Source organism: Streptosporangium longisporum (assembly GCF_039534895.1).
GTDB lineage: Bacteria > Actinomycetota > Actinomycetes > Streptosporangiales > Streptosporangiaceae > Streptosporangium > Streptosporangium longisporum.
This window is the reverse complement of sequence record NZ_BAAAWD010000032.1, coordinates 194,900-218,653: the sequence shown is the minus strand read 5'-3', so window position 1 is coordinate 218,653 and position 23,754 is coordinate 194,900. Positions and strand designations below refer to the sequence as shown.

Sequence of the window (23,754 nt, the reverse complement as noted above, 5' to 3'; positions counted from 1 at the left end):
CGGGCGGACGCGAGGTCGCCCGTCTTCTCCAGCAGATGGGCGCGGACGGCGTGCAGGCGGTGGTGGCCGGCCATCCGGTCGTCGCCGTCGAGGGTGGCCAGCAGGCCGAGCCCGGCCTCGTGGTCCTCGATCTCGGCCAGCGCGATCGCCGGTTGAGCGTGACCATCGGGTTGGGCGCGACCCGTTCGAGATGATCCGTACAGGACGTGACCTGCCGCCAGTCGGTGTCCTCGGCCCGCTCCGCGCTCGCGTGGGTCGCCGCGATGGCCGCCTGCAGCCGGTACGGCCGAGAGGGGGCGCTCCATCGCCCCGGTGACGAGGTCGACGCGGAGTCGACACCCGGACTCATCGCGCCGGACCCATCGCCTCGGTGACGAGGCGAGACGCCCTCGGCGATCAGGTCGCCCGTCCCAGAGGGCACGGTCCTGGTCGGCAGGGGGACCAGGTCCCCGAGGGAGTGACGCGCGCCGCGCGGCGCGCGTCGTCAGGAGCATGAGGGCCAGCAGCCCGGCCACCTCGCGTCCCGGGCAGCGACGGTGGACCGTGCGGGTCAGGCGGACGGCCTCGTGGGACAGGTCGGTGCGGGTGCAGGGTCGCCGCCGAGGTGGCGGTGTACCCTCGTGTGAAGATGAGGTACAGCACGTGCAGCACGACGTCCAGCCGCTCCTGCCACTCGTGCGGCGCGGCATCGCGAACCGGCTCCCCGCGGCCCTGACCGCTGCTTGGCCCGGCTGATGCGGGCGGCCATGGTGGCCTCGGGGACGAGGAAACGCGTGGGCGATCTCGGCGGTGGTCAGGCACGGCCGCAGGTGAGGGCCGTCTGGGACGCCGGCGTCAGCGACGCGTGACAGCACAGGAACAGCAGCGCCAGCGTGTCGTCGACGTCCGGGACCTCGGGCCCGGTCTCCTGCGCGACGACCCTGACCTCGGCCCTGCGGGCGCTGTCGCTGCGGGCCGGTCGACCAGCGTGCGCGAGGCGATGGTGACCAGCCAGCCGCGAGGGTTGTCCGGGACGCCCTCGGCGGGCCACTGGACCACTGCGGCCAGGACGGCCTCCTGCACGGCGTCCTCGCACTCCTCGAACCGGCACGTGGCGGCGCACGAGCACGCCCAGGGACCTGCGGCGCCAGCTCGCGCAGCAGGTCCTCGGTCGCGTGTTCGCGGCCGTCACACGTCCAGCCGCCCCGCGGAGAACATGACGCCGCACCTCGATGCCATCCCCTCGACCTTGGCGTCGGGGATCAGGGCGGCCAGTTCGAACGCGCGCTCCCTGGTCTCGCAGGTCGATCAGGCGGCGAGTACGGGCAACCGGGCGGTCGCCAGGCCGATGGTGTCGCTCACGGCTGAAACAGCACTCAGTTCGACTGCCTCAGCAGGCTCTGTACCAAGGAGAGCAACTGGAACCACCGCGCCCGCAAACCGCTCTCGGGCGCGTACGGCATCCCGCAGGCGCTGCCGGCGGGAAGATGGCCAGCGCGGGACGCGACTGGCGCACCAACCCCAGGACGCAGATCAAGTGGGGGCTCGGCTACATCAAGCAGCGCTACGCTCACCGTGCCGGGCGTGGTCGCACTCGCTGTCGCGGGGTTGTACTAGATCAGGAGCGAGCACTCCGAAAACCCCATGGTGGGCTGATTTCATGCCGTCTCCGGGCATGGGGATTCGCCGGTCGTCATCGACCTCTCGCTGAATCACCCGTAGATCCCGAAGATCGGGCAAACACCTTTCTTCGCGTGTCCCAACCGCCGCCCGGCGCTCTCCGGCGTACTAGAAGCCGCCTAGAGAGACACGCCGCGGCGTCTCATGCCGGAAACAGGCCGGCGAGACCGCGCGGGCGTTCCCCGTCCGAGCCACGGGCGCCGGAATCGTCAGGCGGGCGAGGCGTCGATGCCTCTCGCCCGCCCCCGCACGCGGCCGAGGACAGGAAACATCGTGAACAGCAGCCACTCGCTGTCCTACGCGGCTACCGTCGTCACCGTTCTCGCCGCCTCGGCGATGGTCGGTCCGTCGACGGCGGGAACGAGCCGAGAAGCGCCACCGAGTCGTCCAGAAAGGGACGGCGCGGATGGTGCACCGCTTCACCTGGATGACCCAGGTGAAGCCCACGATGAAGGCGGTCGCCAGGACCGCCAAGAGCAGGAACAAGACGATCGCCTACCGCTCGTCTCCCGGGGGCGTGGCAGCACAGGCAGTTCCGCTGCTGGACAGCCTGTGACCAGGGAGAGCAACTGGAACCACCGCGCCTACAACCGCTCCTCGGGCCTACGGCATCCCGCAGGCGCTGCCCGGCTCGAAGATGGGCGGCAGCGGCGGGGACTGGCGGTACAACCCGATCACGCAGATCACTGGGGTCTGCGCTACATCAAGAGCGCTACGGGTCACCGTGCGGCGTCGTGGGGCGGCCTATCCCGACCCGGCGGTCGGGGCGGTCAAGGAGAAGTTCGAGTCCAACCCGCTCTGGGGCAAGCTCAAGGGGACCCGGCACGACGTCGACGACACCGTCTGGATGAGCGCCGTCGGCATGCAGGGCGCGCACGCCCTGCTGGACGACGTCGCCGAGATCTTCAAGGTCGACCCGGCGAAGACCTCCTGACCCTCCCGACCCCCCATGGGTCCCCCTGAGTCCCCGCCGTCCTCAATCACGGGAGCTCACGGGGGCTCATGAGGACTCGGGAAGCGTTCCCCGGCCGGGGCGGCCGTGCCAGGGGCCGGAGCTGCCGCGCACGACCAGCTCCACCGGCACCAGGTGGGTCTCGCCCGGGGCCTCGGCGCGGGTGCGGATCTGCTCCAGCAGGATGTCCACGCAGAGCTGGCCGTTGCGGTCGAAGTCCTGCCGGATCGAGGTGAGGCCCGGCCAGAAGTAGGCCGACTCCGGCATGTCGTCGAAGCCGACCACGCTGACGTCGCCGGGGACCGCGCGGCCCGCCTCGTGCAGCGCGCGGATCACGCCCAGGGCCATCTGGTCGTTGGCGGCGAAGACGGCGCTCACCTCGGGGCGTCCGGCCAGGTAACCGCCGATCAGGTGGCCCGACCCCGCGGTCCAGTCGCCGAAGAGCACCCGGGGGACCTGCCGCCCGGCCCGTTCCAGGGTCCGCCGCCAGGAGGCGTGGCGGTGCCGGGCGGAGTTGGAGTCCTGCGGCCCGGCCACGTGCCAGACGGTCGGGTGGCCGAGGTCGAGCAGGTGCTCGGTGGCCAGGCGCGCGCCGGCCGCCTGGTCGGAGTCGACCACGGGATAGCTGTGGCCGCCGTAGCCGTCGGAGAGCACGACGGGGACGCCGGGCGGCAGGCGCAGCGTCCGCATGTCGAGCACCTCGGACTCGATGATCACCACTCCGTCGACCGCCTGGGTGCTGAGCCTGGTGAAGGCGTCCCGGAACTCCTGGTGGGTCGGGGCCGTGATGCCGACGAGGTTGATGGAGAAACCGGCCGCGCGGGCCGCGGTGGCGATGCCGTCCAGGGTGCGCACGTTCCCGTACCGGCTGAGCGTGAAGCTGATCACCCCGATGGTGCCGAACCTGCCGGTGGCCAGCGCGCGGGCCGCGCTGTTGGGCTGGTACCCCAGTGCCCGCATCGCGCTCAGCACCCGTTCCCGGGTGGCGTCCTCGACGTTGGTGCGGTTGTTGGCCACCCGGGAGACCGTCTGGGGCGACACGCCGGCCAGCCGGGCCACGTCCGCCATGGACGGAGCGCCGTGGCCGCGTCCCCTGCCGGCCCGTGATCCGTCGTCGACCGCCGTCACCCGATCTCCCCTCTCCCGCAGAAATGGTGCCACGTCGCCGCGGCTCCCGATCCCCTCATGGCAGCGCTAACACCATAGCGCCCCGCAGTTCAGAGGCGGAGAGCGCACGTTACGGAAATGTTTCCTGCTCACGTCGGCAATCTATTGACGCCGTCGAGGGCGCGCTGTGATGCTCATGCCGTGCGGCCATGGCAGCGCTAACATGGACAAGGAGGGCAGACGTCATATGACAGACACGCCCGTCGGCGCAAGGGTGGCACGACCCCCCGCATCCCCGGCCTCCCCCACTCCCCCGAGGTCCCCGGGATCCCCGAGGTCCCCGAGCTCCGCGAGGTCCCGGACGCGCCCGCGCACCGGCTCGGCACGGCGGCCCTGGGTGGGCTGGGCCTTCGCCGCCCCGTTCTGCGTCGTCTTCCTGTTCGCGATCGTGACGCCCCTGGCCTACGCGCTCTACCTGAGCCTCTTCCAGGACCGGCTGGTCGGCGGCAACGTCTTCGTCGGCCTGGCGAACTACGCCGCCGCCTTCCAGGACCGGCTGTTCCACACCGGCCTGCTGCGGGTGGGGCTCTTCCTGGCGGTGCAGGTCCCGGTCATGCTCGCGCTCGCCCTCCTGGTGGCGCTCGTCCTGGACAGCGGGTGGCTCCGCTTCGCCGGCGCCTACCGCCTCGGCGTCTTCGTGCCGTACGCGGTCCCGAGCGTGGTCGCCGCCTTGATGTGGGGCTACCTCTACGGCGACGAGTTCGGCCTGCTGGGCGGCCAGGCGCTGTCCGGCTCGTGGATCCTGGCCTCGATCGGCAACATCGTCACCTGGGAGTGGACCGGCTACAACGTGCTGATCCTCTACGCCGCGCTGCGGGCGGTCCCCGGCGAGCTGTACGAGGCGGCGGCGATCGACGGCGCCGGCGAGATCCGCAAGGCCGTCAGCATCAAGCTGCCCGCGCTGCGCCCGGCCCTGCTGCTCGCCGCGATCTTCTCCATCATCGGCAGCTTCCAGCTCTTCAACGAGCCGAACGTGCTGACCACGCTGGCCCCCGCGGAGATCACCACCTACTACACGCCCAACATGTACGCCTACAACCTCGCCTTCAACGGCCAGCAGTACAACTACTCCGCCGCGGTCGCCGTGGTGCTCGGCGGCGTGACCATCGTGGTGGCCTACGCCGTGCAGCTGGTCACCGCCCGAAGGGAGCGCCTGTCGTGAAGCGCGCCGTGCTCACGGTCCCGATGCTGGCCATGCTGCTGTACTGCCTGCTCCCGCTGGTCTGGCTGTTCTTCAGCGCGACCAAGACCAACGCCGGGCTGTTCGACAGCTTCGGCCTGTGGTTCGCCGACGACTTCGCCCTCGTCGACAACGTCCGCCAGGTCTTCACCTACCAGGACGGCGTCTACGGCCGCTGGTTCCTCAACACCGTGCTCTACGCGGTCGCCGGGGCGGGCGGCGCCACCGTGATCGCGGCCCTGGGCGGCTACGCCCTGGCCAAGTACGACTTCCCCGGCTCGCGGGTGCTGTTCGCGGTCGTGCTGGGCGCGATCACGGTGCCCACCACCGCGCTCGCCGTGCCGACGTTCCTGCTGTTCACCCGGCTCGGCCTGGTGAACACGCCGTGGGCGGTGCTGATCCCGGCGCTGGCCAGCCCGTTCGGGCTCTACCTGATGCGCGTCTACGCCGCCGACGCGGTGCCGACCTCGATGATGGAGGCGGCCCGGCTGGACGGGGCCGGGGAGCTGCGCATCTTCCTGTCCATCTCGCTGCGCCTGCTGCGGCCGGGCCTGGTGACCGTGCTGCTGTTCACCCTGGTCGCCACCTGGAACAACTACTTCCTGCCGCTGATCGTGCTGAGCGATCCGGCGTGGTACCCGCTGACCGTCGGGCTGAACCAGTGGAACAGCCAGGCGGGCAGCGCCGCGGGCGGCCAGGCCGTCTACAACCTGGTGCTCACCGGGTCGCTCGTCGCGATCGTCCCGCTCGTCGTGTCCTTCCTCCTCCTCCAGCGCTACTGGCAGTCCGGCCTGTCGGCCGGTGCCGTCAAGTAGCACCCCCCACCACCGTCCCCGGAGGTTTCTCATCATGCGTCCTGCCACGCGGGCGGCCTCGGCCGCCGCGCTCTGCCTTTCCCTGCTCACACTGGCCGCCTGCGGCGGCTCACCCGTTCCCCCCTCCGGCGCGCCGGCCGCCGGGGCGAGCGCCGGGGCCGCCGACATCGACAAGGCCCTGCAGACCGACACCACGCTGACGTTCTGGTCGTGGGTGCCCAACATCGACAAGACGGTGGCGCTGTTCCAGAAGAAGTACCCCAAGGTCAAGATCGACCTGGTCAACGCCGGACAGGGCGCCGCCCACTACACCAAGCTCCAGTCCGCGGTGAAGGCCGGCAGCGGGGCACCGGACGTGGCGCAGCTGGAGTACTTCGCGCTGCCGCAGTTCGCGCTCTCCAAGGCCGTGGTCGACCTCAACGCCTACGGCGCGGCCGAGATCAAGGAGAGGTTCAGCCCCTCGGCCTGGGACCAGGTCAACGTCAACGGCGGCGTCTACGCGGTCCCGCAGGACACCGGCCCGATGGCGATGTTCTACCGCACCGACGTCTTCGAGCGGCTGAAGCTGGAGCCGCCGAAGACCTGGGACGAGTTCGTCACGGTCGCCGAGAAGATCAAGAAGGACGACCCGGGCAACTTCGTCACCAGCCTCGACCCCAGTGACGCGGGCGGCGTCGACAGCCTGATCTGGCAGGCGGGCGGGCGGCCGTTCGCCATCGAGAACGCCACCACCACCCGGATCGGCTTCCTGGACGAGGGCGGCAGGCGCTGGGCCGAGATGTGGTCGAGGCTGACCAGGGACAAGCTCGTCGACCCGGTGGCGGGCTGGAACGACGCGTGGTGGAAGGACATGTCGAGCGGCAAGTACGCGATGTGGCTGGCGGGCGCCTGGGCACCCGGCGCCATCGAGAGCACGATCCCGCAGTCCAAGGGCAAGTGGCGCGCCGCGCCCATGCCCGCCTGGGACGCCTCCGCACCCGCCAACGCCGAGAACGGCGGCTCGGGCGTGTCCGTGCTCGCGCAGAGCAAGAAGCCGCTCGCGGCCGTGGGCTTCGCCCGCTGGCTGAACACCGACCCCGAGGCGATCAGGTCGCTGAACACCGCCTCGGGCCTGTTCCCCGCGACCAGGGAGCTGCTGGAGAGTCCCGAGTTCCTCGACGCGAAGATCCCGGTGCTGGGCGACCAGCAGGCCAACAGGGTGTTCGCCGAGGGGGCCGCGCAGGTGGGCAAGGGCTGGCAGTACCTGCCGTTCCAGGTCTACGCCAACAGCGTCTTCAAGGACACCGTGGGCCAGGCGATCGCCTCCGGCACCGACCTGGGCGCGGCCCTGACCGCGTGGCAGCAGCAGATCGCCGGTTACGCCCGGCAGCAGGGCTTCACGGTCTCCGGCTCCTGACCCCGTCCCCGCACCCCCGCCCTTCATCGGAAATATCATCAGAAGGATGGACATGCCGCAGCGCTGGATCCGCTGGCCCAGGCCCACCGGCCTGGCCTACGGCGCCGACTACAACCCCGAGCAGTGGCCCGAGGAGGTCTGGCACGAGGACGTCCGGCTGATGCGCGAGGCCGGGGTCAACATGGTCAGCGTGGGGATCTTCTCCTGGGCCCGGCTCCAGCCCGCACCGGACCGCTGGAACTTCGGCTGGCTGGACCGGGTCCTGGACCTGCTCCACGAGGGCGGTGTCGCCGTCGACCTGGCGACCGCCACCGCCTCTCCCCCGCCGTGGCTGACCCACGCCCACCCGGAGATCCTCCCGGTGGACCACGAGGGCCGGCGCCTGCACCACGGCGGGCGCCAGGCCTGGTGCCCCAGCTCCCCGGTCTACCGCGAGCACGCGCTGCGGCTGACCGAGGAGATGGCCGTCCGCTACGGGGGCCATCCCGCCCTGGCCCTGTGGCACGTCTCCAACGAGCTGGGCTGCCACAACGCCCGCTGCCACTGCGACGTCTCCGCGGCCGCGTTCCGGGTCTGGCTGCGCGAGCGGCACACGACCCTGGACGGTCTCAACGCGGCCTGGAGCACCGACTTCTGGAGCCAGGTCTACTCCGACTGGGAGGAGATCCTGCCCCCGCGGCTGGCCGCCTCCTACGTCAACCCGACCCAGCAGCTCGACTTCGCCCGGTTCTGCTCGGACGCGCTGCGCGACCAGCTCCGCGCCGAGCGCGACGTGCTGCGCCGCGTCACCCCGGACGTCCCGGTGACCACCAACTTCATGATCATGGGTGAGAGCAGGAACATGGACTACGCCTCGTGGGCGGGCGAGGTGGACCTGGTCTCCAACGACCACTACCCCGTCAGGGCCAGGGAGCGGCCCGAGATCGAGCTGGCCTTCTCGGCCGACCTGACCCGGGGCGTGGCGGGCGGCGCGCCGTGGCTGCTGATGGAGCACGCGACCGGCGCGGTGAACTGGCAGCCGGTGAACGTCGCCAGGCCGGCCGGGGCGATGCGGCTGGGCAGTCTGGCGCACGTGGCGCGCGGCGCGGACGGCGCCTGCTTCTTCCAGTGGCGGGCCTCCCGCGCGGGCGCGGAGAAGTACCACTCGGGCATGGTCCCGCACGCCGGCACCCGGTCCAAGATCTGGCGCGAGGTGGTGGGGCTCGGCCGCGACCTGGGGGCGCTCGCCGAGATCGCCGGTTCCCGGGTGGTCAGCGAGGTGGCCATGGTCTTCGACTGGGAGGCGTGGTGGGCGGCCGAGCTGGACTCCCACCCCAGCGACCGGATCCGCTACCGCGAGCTCGCCCTGGGCTGGTACGAGGCCCTGTGGCGGGCGGGGGTGTCCGTCGACGTGGTCCCGCCCGGCACCGCCCTGGACGGCTACCGCCTGGTGCTGGCCCCCACCCTGCACCTGACCACCGACGAGACCAACCGCCGCCTGGCCGGCCACGTCGAGGCGGGCGGCCACCTGCTGACGACGTACTTCTCCGGGATCGTCGACGAGAACGACCACGTCCGGCTCGGCGGCTACCCCGGCGCCTTCCGCGACCTGCTGGGCGTGCGGACGGAGGAGTTCTTCCCGCTGCTGCCCGGCGCCACGGTCACCGTGCACACCGAGGCCGCCGGGCCCGCGTGGACGGCCACCGAGTGGACCGAGCTCCTGGAGACCTCGACCGCCACGGCCGTGGCCCGCTACGCCGACGGCCCGCTCGCCGGTGTCCCTGCGGTCACGGTCAACTCCCACGGCGCGGGCCGGGCCTGGTACGTCGCCACCCGGCTCGACCCGGGGGCCGTCGACGCGCTGCTCGCCCGCGTCCTGGCCGAGGCCGGCGCGGGCCCGGTGGCCGAGACCACCCCGGGCCTGGAGGTGGTACGGCGCCGCGGCCCCGCATCCGACTACCTGTTCGCCCTCAACCACTCCGCCGCCCCGGGGTGGCTGCGCGCGGGCGGCACCGACCTGCTCACCGGCACCGAGCACGCCCCGGACGGCTGGATCGAGGTGCCCGCGACCGACCTGGTGGTGCTGCGCGTCCCCCGCCCGTGACGCGATCCACGCGGGAGGGCCCCCGGGCCGCGTTCCGGTGCGACGACCGTCACCCCGGCGGGCGGCGCGCCGGCCGGGGGCCGCGGGGGCCGCGTCATGGGCGGGGTCAGGCGGTGATGTCCTTGCCGGTGAAGCGGGCCCAGGCGACGGAGCCGAACACGACCGCGTAGACGGCGAAGACCAGCAGTCCCCGCCCGAGGTCGCCGGTGGCCACCGGGTCGCGCAGCACCGCGTCGAAGCCGTCCCACCAGTCGGTGAGCAGGTACGGCCGGATCACGGCGAGCTGCGGGAGGCTCCCCAGCACCTGGGCCACGATCACGATGACCACGGTCCCGGCGATGGCCCCGATGGAGACCTCGGTCAGGGTCGACAGCGCCAGCGCCACGGCGGCCAGGGCCGCCATGCCCGCGGCGACGTACAGCACGACGACGCCGATCCGCAGCAGGCCGTCCAGGAAGGGGATCGTCCCTCCCGACAGCAGCGTGATCGGCCCCACCGGGAACAGCACCAGGCCGCTGAGCAGGGCGGCCAGCGCCACCACGCCGACCGCGGCCAGGCAGAAGACGGCCACGCCGGTGTACTTGACGGCCAGCAGCCTGCTCCGGCCCGCGGGCGCGGTGAGCAGGTAGCGCAGCGTGCCGATGCCCGCCTCCCCGGCGATCGCGTCGCCGGCGACGATCGCGACGACGACCGGCAGGAGCAGCTGCACCAGCAGGAAGAGCGAGGCGAAGGCGAGGAACATCCCGTTCCCGGTGACCTGCCCGAAGATCCCCGGCCCCTCGCCCTCGCCGGGACCGCCGAACGTCCGCAGCGCCACCCCGAACAGCACCGGGATCGCGGCGAGCACCGCGAGCATGGCGAGGTTCCTCGGCCGCCGGAAGATCAGGCCGAGCTCGGAGCCGAGCAGCCGCAGCCACGCCCGGGGGGCGCCCACCGCCCTGGCGGTGCCCACCCCCGCCGAGGCCGGCACCCGGCCCGTCACCGAGCCCGCCGTCGTTCCCGGTGCCGGTTCCCGCGTCCGTCCCGGTGCCGGTTCCGAGGCCGCCTCCGGGACGGGTCGCGGCGCCGGTCGCGGTTCCGTTTCTCCTGCCGGCTCCGCCTCCGTGCCGGGCACCGCCTGGCCCGCGTCAACCGTCGACATCGAATCCCTCCCCGGTCAGGCCCACGAACACGTCCTCCAGGCTGGGCCGCTGGACGACCAGGCCGCGTACGGCGACGCCGTCGGCGACCAGGGCGGCGCACACCCGTTCGGGCGCGGCGGTCCCCAGCACCGCGCCGACCTCCTCGTCGTCGGAGCGGACCTCCGTCAGCCCGAGCGCGGCCAGCACGGCCGCCGCCCGGACGGTGTCGGGGGTCCGTACCCGGATCCGCATCGCCTCCCCGCCCAGCAGCTCGGTGATGGTCCCCTGGACGATCAGCCGTCCCGCCCGCATGATCGCGGCGTGGGAGCAGACCTGCTCCACCTCGGCCAGCAGGTGGGAGGAGACGAACACGGTCGTCCCCTCGGCGGCGATCTCCCTGACCAGGGCCCGTACCTCCCGGGTGCCCTGCGGGTCCAGGCCGTTGGTCGGCTCGTCGAGGACGAGCAGCTCCCTCGGCCCGAGCAGCGCGGCGGCGATGGCCAGCCGCTGGCGCATGCCGAGCGAGTACGCCCGATAGCGCTTCCCGGCCGCGGAGGCCAGGCCCACCCGCTCCAGCGCGAGCCCGATCCTGGCCGCAACGGTACGCGGGTCGGCCGAGGGGTCGGCGGCGTCGTAGCGGCGCAGGTTGGCCTCGCCCGACAGGTAGGGGTAGAAGGCCGGCCCCTCGACCAGCGCCCCCACCCTGGGCAGCACGCCGTTCATCCCGCCGGGCATCGGCGTGCCCAGCAGCCGCCAGCTTCCGGCCGTCGGCGTCACCAGGCCGAGCAGCATGCGGATGGTGGTGGTCTTGCCCGAGCCGTTGGGGCCCAGGAAACCGAAGACCGATCCGGTGGGCACGGCGAGGTCGAGGGAGTCCACCGCGACCTGGCCGCTCCTGAACCGCTTGGTCAGCCCGGCGGTGACGATGGAGAACCCCTCGCCGTCGTCCGGGCCCGGCACGGCGGCGTCCCTGGCCCTCTCGGCGTCCCTCGCGCCCGGCGCGTCCGTCACGGCGGTCACGGCGCCCCCGTTCCCGTGTCCGTCCGGATGCCCGTCCGGATGTCCGTGCGCACGACCGTTCCCGGGCCCGTCCGCGCTCCCGTGCGCGGCCGTGGCCTCACCGGGTCGTCGTCCCGGACCGGGCCGGTCCCGGCGTTCTGCGTGATCGGCACTTCTCCCCCATCGCTCGTCGTGCCCGTCGGTCGTCCCGGCGGGGCAGGACCCCGGCTCCGGGGAGGGACACCGGCCGGTGTCCCTCCCCGGGGCGGGCTCACTTCTGCCCGGCCGCCTCGGCGAGCTTCTCCGGCGTGACGGCGCCGACCAGCAGACGGCCGTCGTCGGTCAGCAGCACGGAGGCCAGCTTGGTCCGGACGACCTGGCCGCTGCCCCACGGCCCGCTGATCGGCGTGGCCGACTTGCGCAGGGCGTCGGCGATCGCGCTGGCGTCCTGCCGGGGAGCGCCGTGCCCCAGGACGTCCGGTTCTCCCGCGTCCTCGGCCGGGGCGTCCTGTCCCGGCTTCACCACGGCCCTGAGGTCGTCGGGCACGGGCAGCACCGCGACCGTGGTCCAGCCGCCGCCGACGACCTTGACCTTCTTCCCGAGCCTCTCGTGGTCCTCGAACCCGTCCCTGCCGGCCCTGCCCTTCTCGGTGAGCTCGCCGAACGAGGTCTCGTCGACCTTGGCCCCGGCGGGCGGGGTGAAGGTGAAGTTCTCCGCGGCCGGCGGAGAGAACGTGACGGAGGTGAACCCCACCTCGAAGGCGGGCTCGGCCGCGCTCTTGGCGTACACCTGGACCCGCAGCGGGACCAGCGTCTCCCCGTCCAGGGCCAGCTTGACCTCCCTGATCAGGGAGGAGGGGTCCTTGGGTGCGAACGCGAGCTGGTAGGCGGCGCGGTCGGCCACCTTCTCGGTGCTGCTCACGCCGACCACGGTGTCCCGGCCGACCTGCTCCAGCAGCGTCCGGGCGAGCTGCTGGGGCGTGGTCGCCGGCAGCGCCTCCTGGGCCCGCTTGGCGGGCCCGTGCTCACCGGCCTTCTCGGCGCCGTCGGTCGTGACACGGGTGGCCTTGTTCACGTCGCTCTGCCAGAGCCAGACCTGGTCGCCGTTGACGATCAGGTCGGTCTCGCTCATCCGGCCCGGCATGGCGAGGCGGACCTTGTCGGCGCCGCCGTACCAGACCTTCAGCTCGTGCGAGCCCGCGAGCAGGGCGGCGGGCGAGGTGCCACTCATGCCCGTCACGTCGGGAAGTCCCGGCAACCCGAGCGAGGCGGTCTGCATGACCGTGCCCGACATCGGCCTCGGCTCGGCCTTACCGGCCTGCACGGCGCTCGCGAGCAGCTGCTCGGCGGTGCGCTCGGGCAGCACGGGATCCCCCTGGACGGCGGCGATGACCGGGCCCGCCCCGATGGCCCCGGCCACCGCCGCGATCGCGACGACCGGCACGCCCCATCTCATCGCGCGGCCCCGTCTTCCTTGCTCGGACATCTCATTCCTCCACGGTATGCCGTCGATCCCCATCGAAAGCAGCTTGCGTGAACGTCGCTGTGCTGACGCTGAGACAGACTGAGAGGGCTCACAGGATTCTCAGCCGCCTCTCAGCGCGGATGGCCGAGGATGGGCCGTTCCGGGTGACGGCCGGGCGGCGTCCGCGTGACGTCCGCGTGATGTCCGGGTGACGTTCGGTGACGGAGGGAGAGGGATGCGCATTCTCGTCGTGGAGGACGAACGGCGGATGGCGGCGGCCCTGCAGCGCGGGCTGCAGGCCGAGGGGTTCGCGGTCGACCTCGCGCACGACGGCGAGGACGGGCTGCACCAGGCCAGGCACGGCGAGTACGACGTGGTCGTGCTGGACATCATGCTGCCGAAGATCTCCGGCTACAACGTCTGCAAGCAGCTGAGGGCGGAGGAGAACTGGGTGCCGGTGCTGATGCTCTCGGCCAAGGACGGCGAGTACGACATGGCCGACGGCCTGGACCTGGGGGCCGACGACTACCTGACCAAGCCGTTCTCCTACGTGGTGCTGGTGGCCAGGCTGAGGGCGCTGCTGCGGCGCGGAGCGAACCGGCGCCCGGCCGTGCTGCGGGCCGGGGACCTGGCACTGGACCCGGCGCGGCGGCGCGTCACCCGGGGGGAGACCCCGGTGGAGCTGACGCCCCGGGAGTTCGCGCTGCTGGAGTTCCTGATCCGCCACCACGACGAGGTGGTGTCCAAGACGGAGATCCTGGAGCACGTCTGGGACACCTTCGACACCGATCCCAACGTGGTCGAGGTCTACGTCGGCTACCTGCGGCGCAAGATCGACGTGCCGTTCTCCAGGAACGCGCTGCAGACGGTGCGAGGCGCCGGGTACCGGCTGGCCGGCGACGGCGGATGAGCGCGGTGACCGAACCGGGAACGGGGCCGGACACCGGGTTGCGCGGCCGGGCGGGGGTGCCAAGCCCGGCGGCCGGGCCCGGTGGCACGGGCGCGCAGCCGGGGGGCCGCGCGGCCGGGCTGTGGCGGCGCAGGAGCCTGCGCTTCCGGCTGACGGCCGCCGCCTCGGCCGTGCTCGCGGTCGCGCTGGCGGTCTCGGCGTACGTGATGATCGGTGTGCTCGGCAACGCGCTGATCACCACCATCGACGAGTCGATCTACCAGCGGGCCCGGGACACGGTCTCGCTGGCCGACGCCGGGCGGCTGCCCGACCAGATGACCTCGCCGGACGGCACGCTCCTGCAGGTGCTCGACGCCACGGGACGGATCACCCACGCCACCCCCGGCACCGACCGGCTGGTCCCCCTGCTGGACGGGCCGGCGCGGGCCGCGGTGATCGGCGCGGGCCGGGCGCGCTTCCTGGACGGCAAGCCGTACGGAATCCCGCACCTGCTGCGGGTCCGGGTGCTCAGCGCCGACCACGGCCGGACGGTGGTCGCGGCCCGGCCCTTCAGCGAGGTGCAGACCAGCCTGGCCACCGCCGGGCACGTGCTGCTGATCGGCACCCCGCTGCTGCTGGTGCTGCTCGCCGGGGCCAGCTGGATGATCATCGGCAGGACGCTGCGGCCGATCGCGGCGCTGCGCCGGGGCGCGGAGGAGATCACCGACACCGCCCGGTCGCGCCGCCTGCCGGTGCCCGAGGCGCGCGACGAGGTGCACAGCCTGGCCACCACGCTCAACGCGATGCTGGCCCGCCTGGAGAAGGCCGACTCCCGGCAGCGGGCCCTGGTCTCGGACGCCGCGCACGAGCTGCGCAGCCCGCTGGCGAGCATCCGGCTGCAGCTGGAGGTGGCGCTGGGCCACCCCGGGGGGCAGGACTGGCAGGAGACGGCCGAGGGCGTGCTGGAGGACACCATGCGCCTGTCCCGGCTGGCCGAGGACCTGCTCGCGCTGGCCCGGCTGGACGAGCGGGGCGGCAGGCCGGCGCGCAGGGAGCCGGTGGAGCTGGACCGGCTGGTCCCCCAGGCCGTCGAACGCTACGGCGGAGGCGTCACGGTGAAGGTTCCCGACGGGCCGGTCACGGTCGCCGGGGACGCGCTGGACCTGGGGCGGGTGCTGGTCAACCTGGTCGACAACGCGCTGCGGCACACCTGTGCCCCGGTGCGGGTCGAGCTGCGCGCCGAGGGGGCCGACGCGGTGCTGACCGTCACCGACGACGGGCCGGGCATCCCCGAGCCCGACCGGGAGCGGGTCTTCGACCGCTTCACCCGGCTGGACAGCGCGCGCAGCCGCGACGAGGGCGGGGCCGGGCTGGGCCTGGCGATCGTGCGCGAGACCGTGCACGCGCACGGCGGCGCGGTCCATCTGGAGGACGCCGCGCCGGGTCTGCGGGCGGTCGTACGGCTTCCCCTATCTTGACCGAGGCTTGTCGATGACCTGCTTGGCCGGTACCGGCGGGGGATCTAGCGTCGCATGCATGACGTCCGGTGACGGTGGCCGCCGAGAGCTGATCCTGCAGGTGGCGACCAGGCTGTTCGCCGCACTGGGGTACGACAGCACGTCTGCGGCCCAGATCGCCGAGGCCGCCGGGCTGGACCCCGAGGCGCTGGGCGAGGAGTTCGGCGGCAAGCGGGAGCTCTACCTGGAGATCATGGAGCGGGAGTACCGGGCCGAGCGGGGGTTCCTGGAGAAGGCGCTGGAGGGCGCCTCCGTCGAGACCCCCGAGCAGACCGCGGTGACCGTGCACCGGATCGTCGACCAGTACCTGGACTTCTGCCTGGCCCACCCGGAGTTCCCCTCCCTGTGGATGCACCGGTGGCTCTCGGACGCCAGCGACGTCACCGAGCTGGAGCGCCGCTACATCCGGCCGCAGATCACGTTCATCTCCAACGTGCTCACCCCCGCGGTCGACGCCGGGCACGTCGGGGCGCCCACGGACATGAAGTACACCTTCTGGTCGGTGGTCTGGTGCGTGCACGGTTTCTGCCAGAGCGGGGTGCTGGACCGGGCGGGCGACCGGCAGGGCGTCGACGACCCCGTCGTGCTGGAGCGGTTCCGCGGCTACCTGCACCGGATGGTGCACCGGGTCGCCCTCCTGCCCGGCTCGCCGCCCTGACGTTCGTCCCCTCCCGCATATAAGAGAATTTTTCACCTTTCCCGGGAATCCGCGGCGTTCCCCCGCTCACGGCCGGTGCGATCCGTGTGATCCTGGCAGTCCCCCGGCGGTCCCCTGCGGGCCGCGTGTCCCACCGGCCTGTGCGGGCCGTACCCCCGAGGAGACCGATGAGCCTGCCCGACAAGGGCCGCAGCACCTCCGAGCTGCTCGCCGAGATCGCCCGCCTGCGGCAGGACGACCTGCCGGTCCGTGGCGGCAAGGTGACCGCGTACGTCTACGACACCGGCCGCCCCGAGGTGCACGAGGCCGCCGCCGGCGCCTACTTCGAGATGCTGGAGGTCAACACCCTGGACCCGACGGCGTTCCCCAGCGTCGTGGAGATGGAGAAGCAGGTGGTCGGCGCGGTCGCCGACCTGCTCGGCGGGGGCTCGGGCATCTTCACCAGCGGCGGAACCGAGTCGATCATGCTGGCGGTGAAGGCGGCGCGCGACGCCCGCCCGACCGCGGGGCGTCCCCGGATGGCGGTCCCGGTGACCGCGCACCCGGCCTTCCACAAGGCCGCGCACTACCTCGGGGTCGTGGTGGACGCCGTCGCGGTGGACCCGGTGACGTACCGGGCCTCGGCCGAGGGCGTCGAGGCCGCCGTCACCGACGACACCGTGCTGGTGGTGGCCTCGGCGCCGTCCTACCCGCAGGGCGTGATCGACCCGGTCGCCGAGATCGCCGCCCTCGCCGCCGCGCGCGGCGTGCCGTGCCACGTGGACGCCTGCGTGGGCGGGTGGCTGCTGCCGTGGCTGCGCGAGGCCGGGGCGGACGTGCCGCCCTTCGACCTGTCGGTCCCCGGGGTGACCTCACTCTCCTGCGACCTGCACAAGTTCGGCTACGCCCCCAAGGGCGCCTCGGTCGTGCTCTTCGCCGACCCGGCGATGCGGCGCAGGGCCTACTTCGCCTCGGCGTCGTGGCCCGGCTACACGGTGATCAACGCGACCGTGCAGAGCTCGAAGTCCGCGGGCCCGCTGGGCGGGGCGTGGGCCACCTTCCAGGCCCTGGGCCGGGAGGGCTACCTGGAGCTGGGCCGCAACACCCTGGCCGCGGCCCGCGCGCTCCGCGAGGGGATCGCCAAGATCCCGGGCCTGCGGGTGCTGGGCGACCCGGACTCGGCGCTGGTCGCCTTCGGCTCCGACGAGGTGGACGTGTTCGTGCTCTCGGACGAGGCCAGGCGGCGCGGATGGTTCCTGCAACCGCAGCTGTCGTACGCGGGCATCCCGGCCAACATCCACGTCACGGTGACCGGGGTGACCCTGCACGGCGTCGAGGCGATGCTGGAGGTGATCGCGGAGTCCGCCGACGCGGCCCGCGAGCGCGGACCGGCACGGCTTCCCGAGGGGTTGGTCGAGCTGATCGCGGACCTGGACCTGGACGCGCTGGACGACGCCGCCTTCGGCGAGCTGGCGGCCTCGGTCGGGGTGGACCTGACGGGCGGGTCCGGGCAGCCGGAGATGGCCGTGGTCAACACGGTGCTGGACGCCCTGCCCGGCGACCGGCGGGAGGCGATCCTGATCCGCTTCCTGTCCGTCATCTACTCCTGAGGTGGCGTCCATGGTCATTTTACTGATTTACTGACCTGAGTCACGATATTTCAGTAAATATCGGGACGCGCGGGGACGCCGCACGCAGACCGCCTGAAGGGCGAGGCACCCCTGCCTCGCGATCGGGCCACCCGTTCTCCCGCGGGTGGCCCGATCACTCCCCCGCGACCTTCCCGTACGCCGGGGTCACCGCCGGGCGGGACACGAGCCGGGCACAGGCCGGACGCGGGACCGGGCACGAGCCGTTCGCGGGACCGGGCGCGGGCCGGACTCGGACAGGTGGGGTGCGGTGCGGTGTCAGTGTCGCAGCGCGGTGACGGTGGCCAGCGCGGCGCGGGCCGAGGCGGCGTCGTGGACCCGGAAGACCCGGGCGCCCTGCCAGGCCGAGACCGCCAGCGTGGCCATGCTCCCGGCGTGGCGCTCGTCCACCGGCAGGCCGCCGAGGGTCTCGCCGACGAAGTCCTTGTTGGAGACCGCGACGAGCACCGGCCAGCCGGTGGCGACCATCTCGTCCAGGCGGCGGCCGACCTCCAGGGAGTGCCGGGTGTTCTTGCCGAAGTCGTGCGCGGGGTCGATGAGGATCGACTCCCTGGCCACCCCCTCGGCCACCGCGCGCTCGGCGAGGCCGACGGTGTAGCCGACGATGTCGGCGACCACGTCGTCGTAGGCGACGCGGTGCGGGCGGGTGCGCGGGGCGACGCGGCCGGCGTGCGCGCAGACCAGGCCGATGCCGTGCCGGGCGGCGACCCCGGCCAGATCCGGGTCGACACCGCCCCAGGTGTCGTTGAGCAGGTCCGCCCCGGCCTGGGCGACGACCTCGCCGACCTCGGCGCGCCAGGTGTCGACACTGACGACGAGCCGGGGGTGGCGTCTTCTGACCGCGTCCACCAGGTCGGACACCCGGCGGATCTCCTCGGCGGGGTCGACCTCGTCACCGGGTCCCGCCTTCACGCCGCCGATGTCGACGATGTCCGCTCCGGCGTCCACGGCCCCGTCCACCGCCTCCAGGGCGGCCGTGAAGCCGTACGTCCTTCCCCGGTCGAAGAAGGAGTCGGGGGTGCGGTTGACCACCGCCATGATCGCGAACTCGCCGGGCCGGAACTCACGGCCACGCAGGCGCAGGATAGTCATCGAGACCGAGCCTACATACGGCCCGGTGTCGGAGAGGACGGCGCTCCCACCTGCGCCGAACCTCTGGGGGAGAACGGACGAGCCTCGGGTCCTACGCGGCCGACCCACTTTCGGCCACGGACAGGAACTCCTGGGCGAGAGCGGGCAGCCGCCGTCGCGCGTGGACGAGGGCGATCACCCGGCGTACCGAGGGATCGAGGGTGCGGACCACCAGCCCGGCACGGGCGGCCTGCTCGGCCATCCCCCGGTACCAGAGCATCGAGGCCGTACCCGAACGGACGGTGTTCAGCCAGTTGCCGCGCTCGTCGAGCTGCGTCGCCACCACGGGTGCCACGCCGTGCTTGGCGAAGAGCGCGTCGAACTCCCTGCGCCGGGAACTGCCGGGAGCCGGCAGCACCAGCCGCATGCCGTTGAGTCTCCTCATCGGCACCGGGTCGGGCAGGTCCACGCCGGGCGGGGAGATCAGCACGATCTCCTGGCGCTCCAGCGGGTGGCTGACCAGATCGGTGGGGACGGGCAGGTCCGTGAGGCCGATGTCGGCCCGCTGGTCCCTGATGGCGTTGACCACGCCGTCCCGTCCGTCACAGCGGACGATGTGGATGCGTACCCCCGGATGCTCGGCGGTGTACGCGGGCAGGAGACGGCCCGCCAGCCCCGGTTCGAGGCTGGGGATCGAGGCGATGCGGAGCTCCGCCTCGGACGTCTGGCCGTTCGTGGACAGGGACTCGATCTCGTGGACGGCGTCGAGCGCCTCCCGGGCCAGCTTGACCACCCGGCGTCCCTGCGCCGTGACGACCACGCCACGTCCGGAACGGGCGAACAACGTCATCCCGAGCTCTCGTTCCAGATCCCTGATCGCACGGGAGAGAGCGGGTTGGGCGATGTACAGCGACCTGGCCGCGTCGGTCATGGTGCGATGCTCCGCCGTCGCGACCACATAGCGGAGCTGCTGCAGATTCATGCCTCGAAGCTAGGTCACGGGCACTGGATCGGTCCGGTACATCGCGGAGATCACCTTGGATGATTTCGGAATGTAATCGAATGCAGCGACATCCGTGACGGATGATAAATCAGTATGCTTACGCCCCAAATTCGGCAAAAGCCCGGTCTAGTCCTTCATGCCGGACGCGCGGATCAACGGGGAGACAGCGTGACAGGCAACGGTCATCACCCTCCACCTCGCGGGGAGCCCTATCCGGCACCGCCGCCCGGTGCCGCGGGGAACCAGTCGCCACCGCGGGGAGGGCCCGCGGGATGGCAACCACCCCCACCGCCGCACCCGCGGCCGCTCCCGGGGCAGGGGCACCCGCAGGGACATCCGCCGCAAGGACCGCCACAGGGGCAGGGCCCTGGACGTCCGCCGCAGGGACACCCGCCGCAGGGGCCGTCGCGGGGACACCCCCAGCCGCCCCCGCCGCCCCGGCCCATGGGGCATCCGCAGCCTCCTCCTCCCGGGTGGGGGCCGCCGCCCCCCCCGCCCCCGCAGGCGCCCCCGTGGCAGCCGGGGCCGGGCCGTCCCGGGCCTCCGCAGTGGGGTCCGGGTCATCCGCAGCGACCCGGGCCGCCCCGCGGGCAGATGCCGTACGGCCGTTCGGCCCCGCCCCCGCCGCCCGACCCGTGGCAGCGGCGGGCCGCCCATCCCCCGCCGCAGTGGCAGCCCCCGCGGCCCCGCTCCGGCGGTGCCGGGGTGGTCGTCGGCGTGGTCTTCGGCATGGTCGCGCTGGTCTTCACCGGGATCGTGGTCATCGGGGCGGTGGCCGCGAACCTCCGGCGCGCCGACACGGTCGCCGTCCCGGCCTTCACCGCGCCTCCGCGGCCCACCTTCCGCCCGGCCGAACCGCGGGACAGGCGCACCTCGGCCCCGGCGCGCACGGCGTCCTCCGGGGACGGCCGGAACACCGGCGACGCCGGGGACGCTGGTGACACCGGAGATGCCGGGAGCACCCGCGACACCGGGGACACGACGAGGACGCGGGTGCTCGACACCAGCCTGGAGGGCAACACGCTCTACCGGGCGGGCGGGCTTCCCCGGGTGCACTGCCCCGCGGGGTCGCCCAGCATCTACAGCCACGCCCAGCTCAAGGCGCTCATCCTCAGGACGTCCAAGTGCCTGGACCGGGGCTGGTCGCGGATCCTGCGCGAGCAGGGCATTCCCTGGCATCCGCCCCGCTACGCCCTCACCGCGACGAGGAGCCGCGGCGCCTGCGGCGACTTCCCCGCGCCGGGCAACATGGTGCCGTACTACTGCCCGCGCAACACCACCATCTACGCCTCGACCAGGGCGATGGCGCGCGGGGTGGGCAACTCCCGGGGGTACGGGGCCATCACCGAGTGGCACGGCGGGGTCATCAGCATGATGGCGCACGAGTACGGGCACCACGTGCAGCACCTGTCGGGCCTGTCCACCACCTGGTGGCAGAAGTCGCTGCGTTCGAGCGGACGCAACGGGAGGCTCGCGCTGAGCCGGCGGTTCGAGCTCCAGGCGACCTGCCTCGGCGCGATGTTCATGCGCTCGGTGTCGTCCACCTACCCGGTCACCCCGGCGCGGCGCCAGACCCTCTACTACTTCTACTCCCGGGTCGGCGACTGGCCGGGATATCCGCGTGACCACGGCTCGCCGGTGAACAACAACCGGTGGTTCCGCCAGGGCTACGAGAGGAACCGGACGCTCGACTGCAACACCTGGCTGGCCCCCGCCTCGTCGACGTCCTAGCCGACGTCATTGCTTAAGCGGCCATTCACCACAGATTGGTCATCTGTCTGTCATGTCCAGGTATGGGGACTAGAATCCTGGCAAATTATGTTCAATCCCGATCCCTGGCCATGTCTGCAGGTGAACCCGGGCAAAACGCAGTAGGAAGCGGTGTGACGATGCGCCTTGGGCAAGACTCGGGGGATCTCGCCGGCGAAAGCGGGAAACGGCGCACCCGGCGTCGCAGCGGGAGTCCCGGCGCACGCCAAGGCGGAACACCCGGCCGGTCCGGGTCCCAGGAGACGCCCCCGGCCCCCGCCCCGCCGCAGGTGCCGGGTCCGGCCGGCGGGCCGGAGACCCCCCTGGCCCAGGAGGTCTCCGGCGGACGGGGGACGCCCCCGGCGCGGAGCGACCGGCCCGGCCCACCCCCGGAGGCCCACCGCGAGCAGGGCGCCCTCCCCCCGCAGGCCGTGCGGGAGGGTCACCGCGAGCAGGGCCCCCCTCCTCACAAAGGGCGGCCTCCTCTCACGCCACAGGGACCGGCGCACCCGGGACCCGGCGGAGCCGCGGGAGGTCGAGCCACCGGGAACGGCGGCGGCAACGGCGGGGTCCCGAACCCGGCCGTCCCGGCCGGACCCGCCGGGGAGCCACCGGCCGGGGGGCCACCGGCGGGCGACCCGCCCGCGGAGTCCGCGACGGCACCCGGTGCACGGCCCCCCCGGTTCGCCAGGCCGCTGACGACCGCCGCGCTCATCGGCTGGACCGCGCTCTCGGCGATCCTGCCCGGCGCGGCGCACCTGCGGGCCGGGAACCGCCGGCTCGGCCTCATCCTGCTCGCGGCCTTCGGCGTGCCGCTGCTGGGCGGTGCGATCACCGCCGCCGTCGTCCACCTCAGCGGCAACACCGGCGTCCTCACCCGCGACGGCATGATGACGACCGGGGTGGTCCTGGCCGTGGTCGGGGCGATCGCCTGGTTCCTGCTGCTGCTCTTCTCCTACGTCACGCTGAGGCCGAACCGGCTCAGCGGCAGGGGGCAGATCGTCTCGGGAATCGTGGTGGGCGTGCTCTGCGTGTCGGTGATGGCGCCGTTCGCGCTGACCGCCAACACCGTGCTGACCTTCAAGCAGACGACCCTCGACATCTTCAAGCCCGCCTCGGCGAACCCGACGGCCGTTCCCGTCAAGCACGAGGACCCGTGGGCCGGCCGCAAGCGGGTGAACTTCCTGCTCGTCGGCGGTGACGGCGCCGGGAACCGGGAGGGCGTGCGGACCGACAGCATGAACGTGGCCAGCGTGCACGTCGCGACCGGCAACACGGTCATGTTCAGCCTCCCGCGCAACCTGCAGCACGTCCACTTCTCGTCCGGCAGCGCGCTCGCCAAGCGGTTCCCCGACGGGTTCATGCGCGAGTTGCCCAACGGCGGCCTGCTCAACGAGGTCTGGCAGTACGCCGAGGACCACCCGGAGGTCGTACCGGGCAAGAAGGCCGGGGAGCGGGGCCCGGCGGCGCTGATGGACGCGATCGGCCACACGCTCAACCTGAAGATGGACTACTACGCCCTGGTCAACATGTTCGGCTTCGCCAGGATGGTGGACGCCATCGGCGGCCTGAAGATCAGGGTCGAGCGGGACATCCCCTGGGGCGGCCTGTACGGCACGGCCGGGACGATCAAGGCCGGTTACCGCACGCTTTCGGGCGAGGAGGCGCTCTGGTACGGGCGTTCCCGCGTCGGCAGCGACGACTTCTCCCGGATGGCCCGCCAGCGCTGCGTCATCGGCGCCTTCGCCCAGCAGGCCACCCCGTCGGTCGTGCTCACCAACTTCACCAAGATCGCGGGTGTGGCCAGGAAGATGGCCAAGACCGACATCCCCCGCGAGCTGGTGGAGCACCTCACCGAACTGGCGCTGAAGGTCAAGGACGCCAGGATCACCAGCCTGCAGTTCGTGCCGCCGGAGTTCTACACCGGCTCGCCCGACTGGCAGAAGATCCGCACCGCCACCGCCAGGGCGCTGCGCCGCTCGGAGCAGCCCGCCCGCAGGCCGCAGGCCGCGTCCACGACCCCCTCCCCCGGTACGACCGGCGCGACGCCGGCCGCCACGCCCAGCCCGTCCAGGAACACCGCGCTGCGGCCGAGCCGGACGCCCACCCCGAACGGCAAGTCCACGGGCGAGTCCCTCAGCGAGCTCTGCGGGTTCTGACCGGGCCGCGACGCGGGCCGCTCACGGACCGCGTCACGGCGACGGCCCGGCGGATCTGCGCTCTGGCCGGCGTTACCGAGGTGGATCAGCAGGTATCGAGGTTCGTCCGCCTTGTCGCGGCTTCCCCGGTTTCTCGGAAGCGATCCCTCGCGTCGGGAAACCGGGGTCGATTCGCTGGAGGTGACGGGGGTTTCGGAGCCGGGGCCCGTTTCTGGTCGTCGATCGGGTTGTGGAGCCGGCGGC

At 72.7% G+C, this 23,754-nt stretch carries 20 protein-coding genes and 1 pseudogene; 13 read left to right on the top strand and 8 right to left on the bottom strand.

Annotated features, from left to right (window positions below):
• On the top strand, positions 1-194 hold a 194-nt coding region (locus tag ABD832_RS41750; RefSeq protein ID WP_344908528.1), incomplete at its 5' end, for a hypothetical protein.
• Between the two features lie 204 nt (positions 195-398).
• Here ABD832_RS41750 and ABD832_RS41745 read toward each other — a convergent pair.
• Both ABD832_RS41745 and ABD832_RS41740 read right to left on the bottom strand, forming a co-directional pair.
• Positions 399-689, bottom strand: a pseudogene (locus ABD832_RS41745) (DUF6596 domain-containing protein); the annotation flags it as partial.
• 145 nt (positions 690-834) lie between these two features.
• Positions 835-1,038 carry a hypothetical protein gene (locus ABD832_RS41740; protein WP_425582753.1) on the bottom strand — a complete coding sequence of 68 codons (204 nt, stop codon included), beginning with the start codon at positions 1,036-1,038 and terminating at the stop codon, positions 835-837.
• 1,027 nt (positions 1,039-2,065) lie between these two features.
• On the opposite strand from ABD832_RS41740, the gene ABD832_RS41730 reads away from it, so the two are divergent.
• Complete coding sequence (locus ABD832_RS41730; RefSeq protein ID WP_344908517.1) at positions 2,066-2,215, top strand: hypothetical protein; 150 nt, start codon at positions 2,066-2,068, stop codon at positions 2,213-2,215.
• A gap of 168 nt (positions 2,216-2,383) precedes the next feature.
• Positions 2,384-2,593: a hypothetical protein gene (locus ABD832_RS41725; RefSeq protein ID WP_344908514.1), complete on the top strand. Its 210-nt coding sequence runs from the start codon at positions 2,384-2,386 to the stop codon at positions 2,591-2,593.
• A gap of 66 nt (positions 2,594-2,659) precedes the next feature.
• On the opposite strand, the gene ABD832_RS41720 is transcribed toward ABD832_RS41725, so the two are convergent.
• A complete protein-coding gene (locus tag ABD832_RS41720) occupies positions 2,660-3,739 on the bottom strand; it encodes a LacI family DNA-binding transcriptional regulator (protein WP_344908512.1) in 1,080 nt (359 codons plus the stop codon).
• A 376-nt stretch (positions 3,740-4,115) separates the two neighbouring features.
• Between ABD832_RS41720 and ABD832_RS41715 the strand changes: the two genes are divergently transcribed.
• The 4 genes from ABD832_RS41715 to ABD832_RS41700 are packed head-to-tail and all read left to right on the top strand — an operon-like array spanning position 4,116 to position 9,252.
• Positions 4,116-4,940, top strand: a complete 825-nt coding sequence (locus ABD832_RS41715) for a carbohydrate ABC transporter permease (protein ID WP_344908509.1) — start codon at positions 4,116-4,118, stop codon at positions 4,938-4,940.
• Positions 4,937-5,773: a carbohydrate ABC transporter permease gene (locus ABD832_RS41710; RefSeq protein WP_344908507.1), complete on the top strand. Its 837-nt coding sequence runs from the start codon at positions 4,937-4,939 to the stop codon at positions 5,771-5,773. Before ABD832_RS41715 ends, ABD832_RS41710 begins: the two co-directional genes overlap by 4 nt.
• 34 nt (positions 5,774-5,807) lie before the next feature.
• Entirely contained in the window at positions 5,808-7,169 is a 1,362-nt protein-coding gene (locus ABD832_RS41705; RefSeq protein WP_344908505.1) for an ABC transporter substrate-binding protein, read from the top strand.
• Positions 7,170-7,215: 46 nt separating this feature from the next.
• The gene (locus ABD832_RS41700; RefSeq protein WP_344908503.1) at positions 7,216-9,252 is read left to right on the top strand and encodes a beta-galactosidase; all 2,037 of its coding nucleotides are present in this window, start codon (positions 7,216-7,218) and stop codon (positions 9,250-9,252) included.
• Positions 9,253-9,358: 106 nt separating this feature from the next.
• Here the strand turns inward: ABD832_RS41700 and ABD832_RS41695 are convergent, their stop codons facing one another.
• From ABD832_RS41695 to ABD832_RS41685, 3 genes are all read right to left on the bottom strand, one after another.
• Positions 9,359-10,393, bottom strand: coding sequence for an ABC transporter permease (locus ABD832_RS41695; RefSeq protein WP_344908500.1), 1,035 nt, complete (start codon positions 10,391-10,393; stop codon positions 9,359-9,361).
• A complete protein-coding gene (locus tag ABD832_RS41690; RefSeq protein ID WP_344908497.1) occupies positions 10,380-11,393 on the bottom strand; it encodes an ABC transporter ATP-binding protein in 1,014 nt (337 codons plus the stop codon). The genes ABD832_RS41695 and ABD832_RS41690 overlap by 14 nt, the downstream gene beginning before the upstream one ends.
• A gap of 250 nt (positions 11,394-11,643) precedes the next feature.
• Entirely contained in the window at positions 11,644-12,828 is a 1,185-nt protein-coding gene (locus ABD832_RS41685; protein WP_344908493.1) for a LolA family protein, read from the bottom strand.
• Positions 12,829-13,072: 244 nt separating this feature from the next.
• Here ABD832_RS41685 and ABD832_RS41680 point away from each other — a divergent pair, with 244 nt between their 5' ends.
• From ABD832_RS41680 to ABD832_RS41665, 4 genes are all read left to right on the top strand, one after another.
• Positions 13,073-13,747: a response regulator transcription factor gene (locus ABD832_RS41680; protein WP_344908490.1), complete on the top strand. Its 675-nt coding sequence runs from the start codon at positions 13,073-13,075 to the stop codon at positions 13,745-13,747.
• The gene (locus tag ABD832_RS41675) at positions 13,744-15,204 is read left to right on the top strand and encodes a sensor histidine kinase (RefSeq protein WP_344908487.1); all 1,461 of its coding nucleotides are present in this window, start codon (positions 13,744-13,746) and stop codon (positions 15,202-15,204) included. Before ABD832_RS41680 ends, ABD832_RS41675 begins: the two co-directional genes overlap by 4 nt.
• Before the next feature lie 58 nt (positions 15,205-15,262).
• Positions 15,263-15,901, top strand: a complete 639-nt coding sequence (locus tag ABD832_RS41670) for a TetR/AcrR family transcriptional regulator (protein ID WP_344908484.1) — start codon at positions 15,263-15,265, stop codon at positions 15,899-15,901.
• 167 nt (positions 15,902-16,068) lie between these two features.
• Positions 16,069-17,490 (top strand): pyridoxal phosphate-dependent decarboxylase family protein, encoded by a 1,422-nt coding sequence (locus ABD832_RS41665; RefSeq protein ID WP_344908481.1) that lies wholly within the window; start codon positions 16,069-16,071, stop codon positions 17,488-17,490.
• 297 nt (positions 17,491-17,787) lie between these two features.
• Here ABD832_RS41665 and folP read toward each other — a convergent pair whose 3' ends face one another.
• Together folP and ABD832_RS41655 are read right to left on the bottom strand one after the other, a co-directional pair.
• The gene (gene folP / locus ABD832_RS41660; protein ID WP_344908476.1) at positions 17,788-18,621 is read right to left on the bottom strand and encodes a dihydropteroate synthase; all 834 of its coding nucleotides are present in this window, start codon (positions 18,619-18,621) and stop codon (positions 17,788-17,790) included.
• A 91-nt stretch (positions 18,622-18,712) separates the two neighbouring features.
• Positions 18,713-19,582, bottom strand: coding sequence for a LysR family transcriptional regulator (locus tag ABD832_RS41655; protein ID WP_344908473.1), 870 nt, complete (start codon positions 19,580-19,582; stop codon positions 18,713-18,715).
• 615 nt (positions 19,583-20,197) lie between these two features.
• On the opposite strand from ABD832_RS41655, the gene ABD832_RS41650 reads away from it, so the two are divergent.
• Entirely contained in the window at positions 20,198-21,334 is a 1,137-nt protein-coding gene (locus ABD832_RS41650) for a neutral zinc metallopeptidase (protein WP_344908470.1), read from the top strand.
• 308 nt (positions 21,335-21,642) lie between these two features.
• Complete coding sequence (locus ABD832_RS41645) at positions 21,643-23,511, top strand: LCP family glycopolymer transferase (RefSeq protein WP_344908467.1); 1,869 nt, start codon at positions 21,643-21,645, stop codon at positions 23,509-23,511.
• The last annotated feature ends 243 nt before the right edge of the window (positions 23,512-23,754 follow it).

What these genes read in the sequence shown, in the direction of transcription:
- ABD832_RS41730 (WP_344908517.1), top strand. Translation starts at nt 2,066, where the DNA reads ATGGTGCACCGCTTCACCTGGATGACCCAGGTGAAGCCCACGATGAAG.
- ABD832_RS41705 (WP_344908505.1), top strand. Translation starts at nt 5,808, where the DNA reads ATGCGTCCTGCCACGCGGGCGGCCTCGGCCGCCGCGCTCTGCCTTTCC.
- ABD832_RS41700 (WP_344908503.1), top strand. Translation starts at nt 7,216, where the DNA reads ATGGACATGCCGCAGCGCTGGATCCGCTGGCCCAGGCCCACCGGCCTG.
- ABD832_RS41695 (WP_344908500.1), bottom strand. Translation starts at nt 10,393, where the DNA reads ATGTCGACGGTTGACGCGGGCCAGGCGGTGCCCGGCACGGAGGCGGAG.
- ABD832_RS41685 (WP_344908493.1), bottom strand. Translation starts at nt 12,828, where the DNA reads ATGAGATGGGGCGTGCCGGTCGTCGCGATCGCGGCGGTGGCCGGGGCC.
- ABD832_RS41680 (WP_344908490.1), top strand. Translation starts at nt 13,073, where the DNA reads ATGCGCATTCTCGTCGTGGAGGACGAACGGCGGATGGCGGCGGCCCTG.
- ABD832_RS41675 (WP_344908487.1), top strand. Translation starts at nt 13,744, where the DNA reads ATGAGCGCGGTGACCGAACCGGGAACGGGGCCGGACACCGGGTTGCGC.
- ABD832_RS41670 (WP_344908484.1), top strand. Translation starts at nt 15,263, where the DNA reads ATGACGTCCGGTGACGGTGGCCGCCGAGAGCTGATCCTGCAGGTGGCG.
- ABD832_RS41665 (WP_344908481.1), top strand. Translation starts at nt 16,069, where the DNA reads ATGAGCCTGCCCGACAAGGGCCGCAGCACCTCCGAGCTGCTCGCCGAG.
- folP (WP_344908476.1), bottom strand. Translation starts at nt 18,621, where the DNA reads ATGACTATCCTGCGCCTGCGTGGCCGTGAGTTCCGGCCCGGCGAGTTC.
- ABD832_RS41655 (WP_344908473.1), bottom strand. Translation starts at nt 19,582, where the DNA reads ATGAATCTGCAGCAGCTCCGCTATGTGGTCGCGACGGCGGAGCATCGC.
- ABD832_RS41650 (WP_344908470.1), top strand. Translation starts at nt 20,198, where the DNA reads ATGCCGTACGGCCGTTCGGCCCCGCCCCCGCCGCCCGACCCGTGGCAG.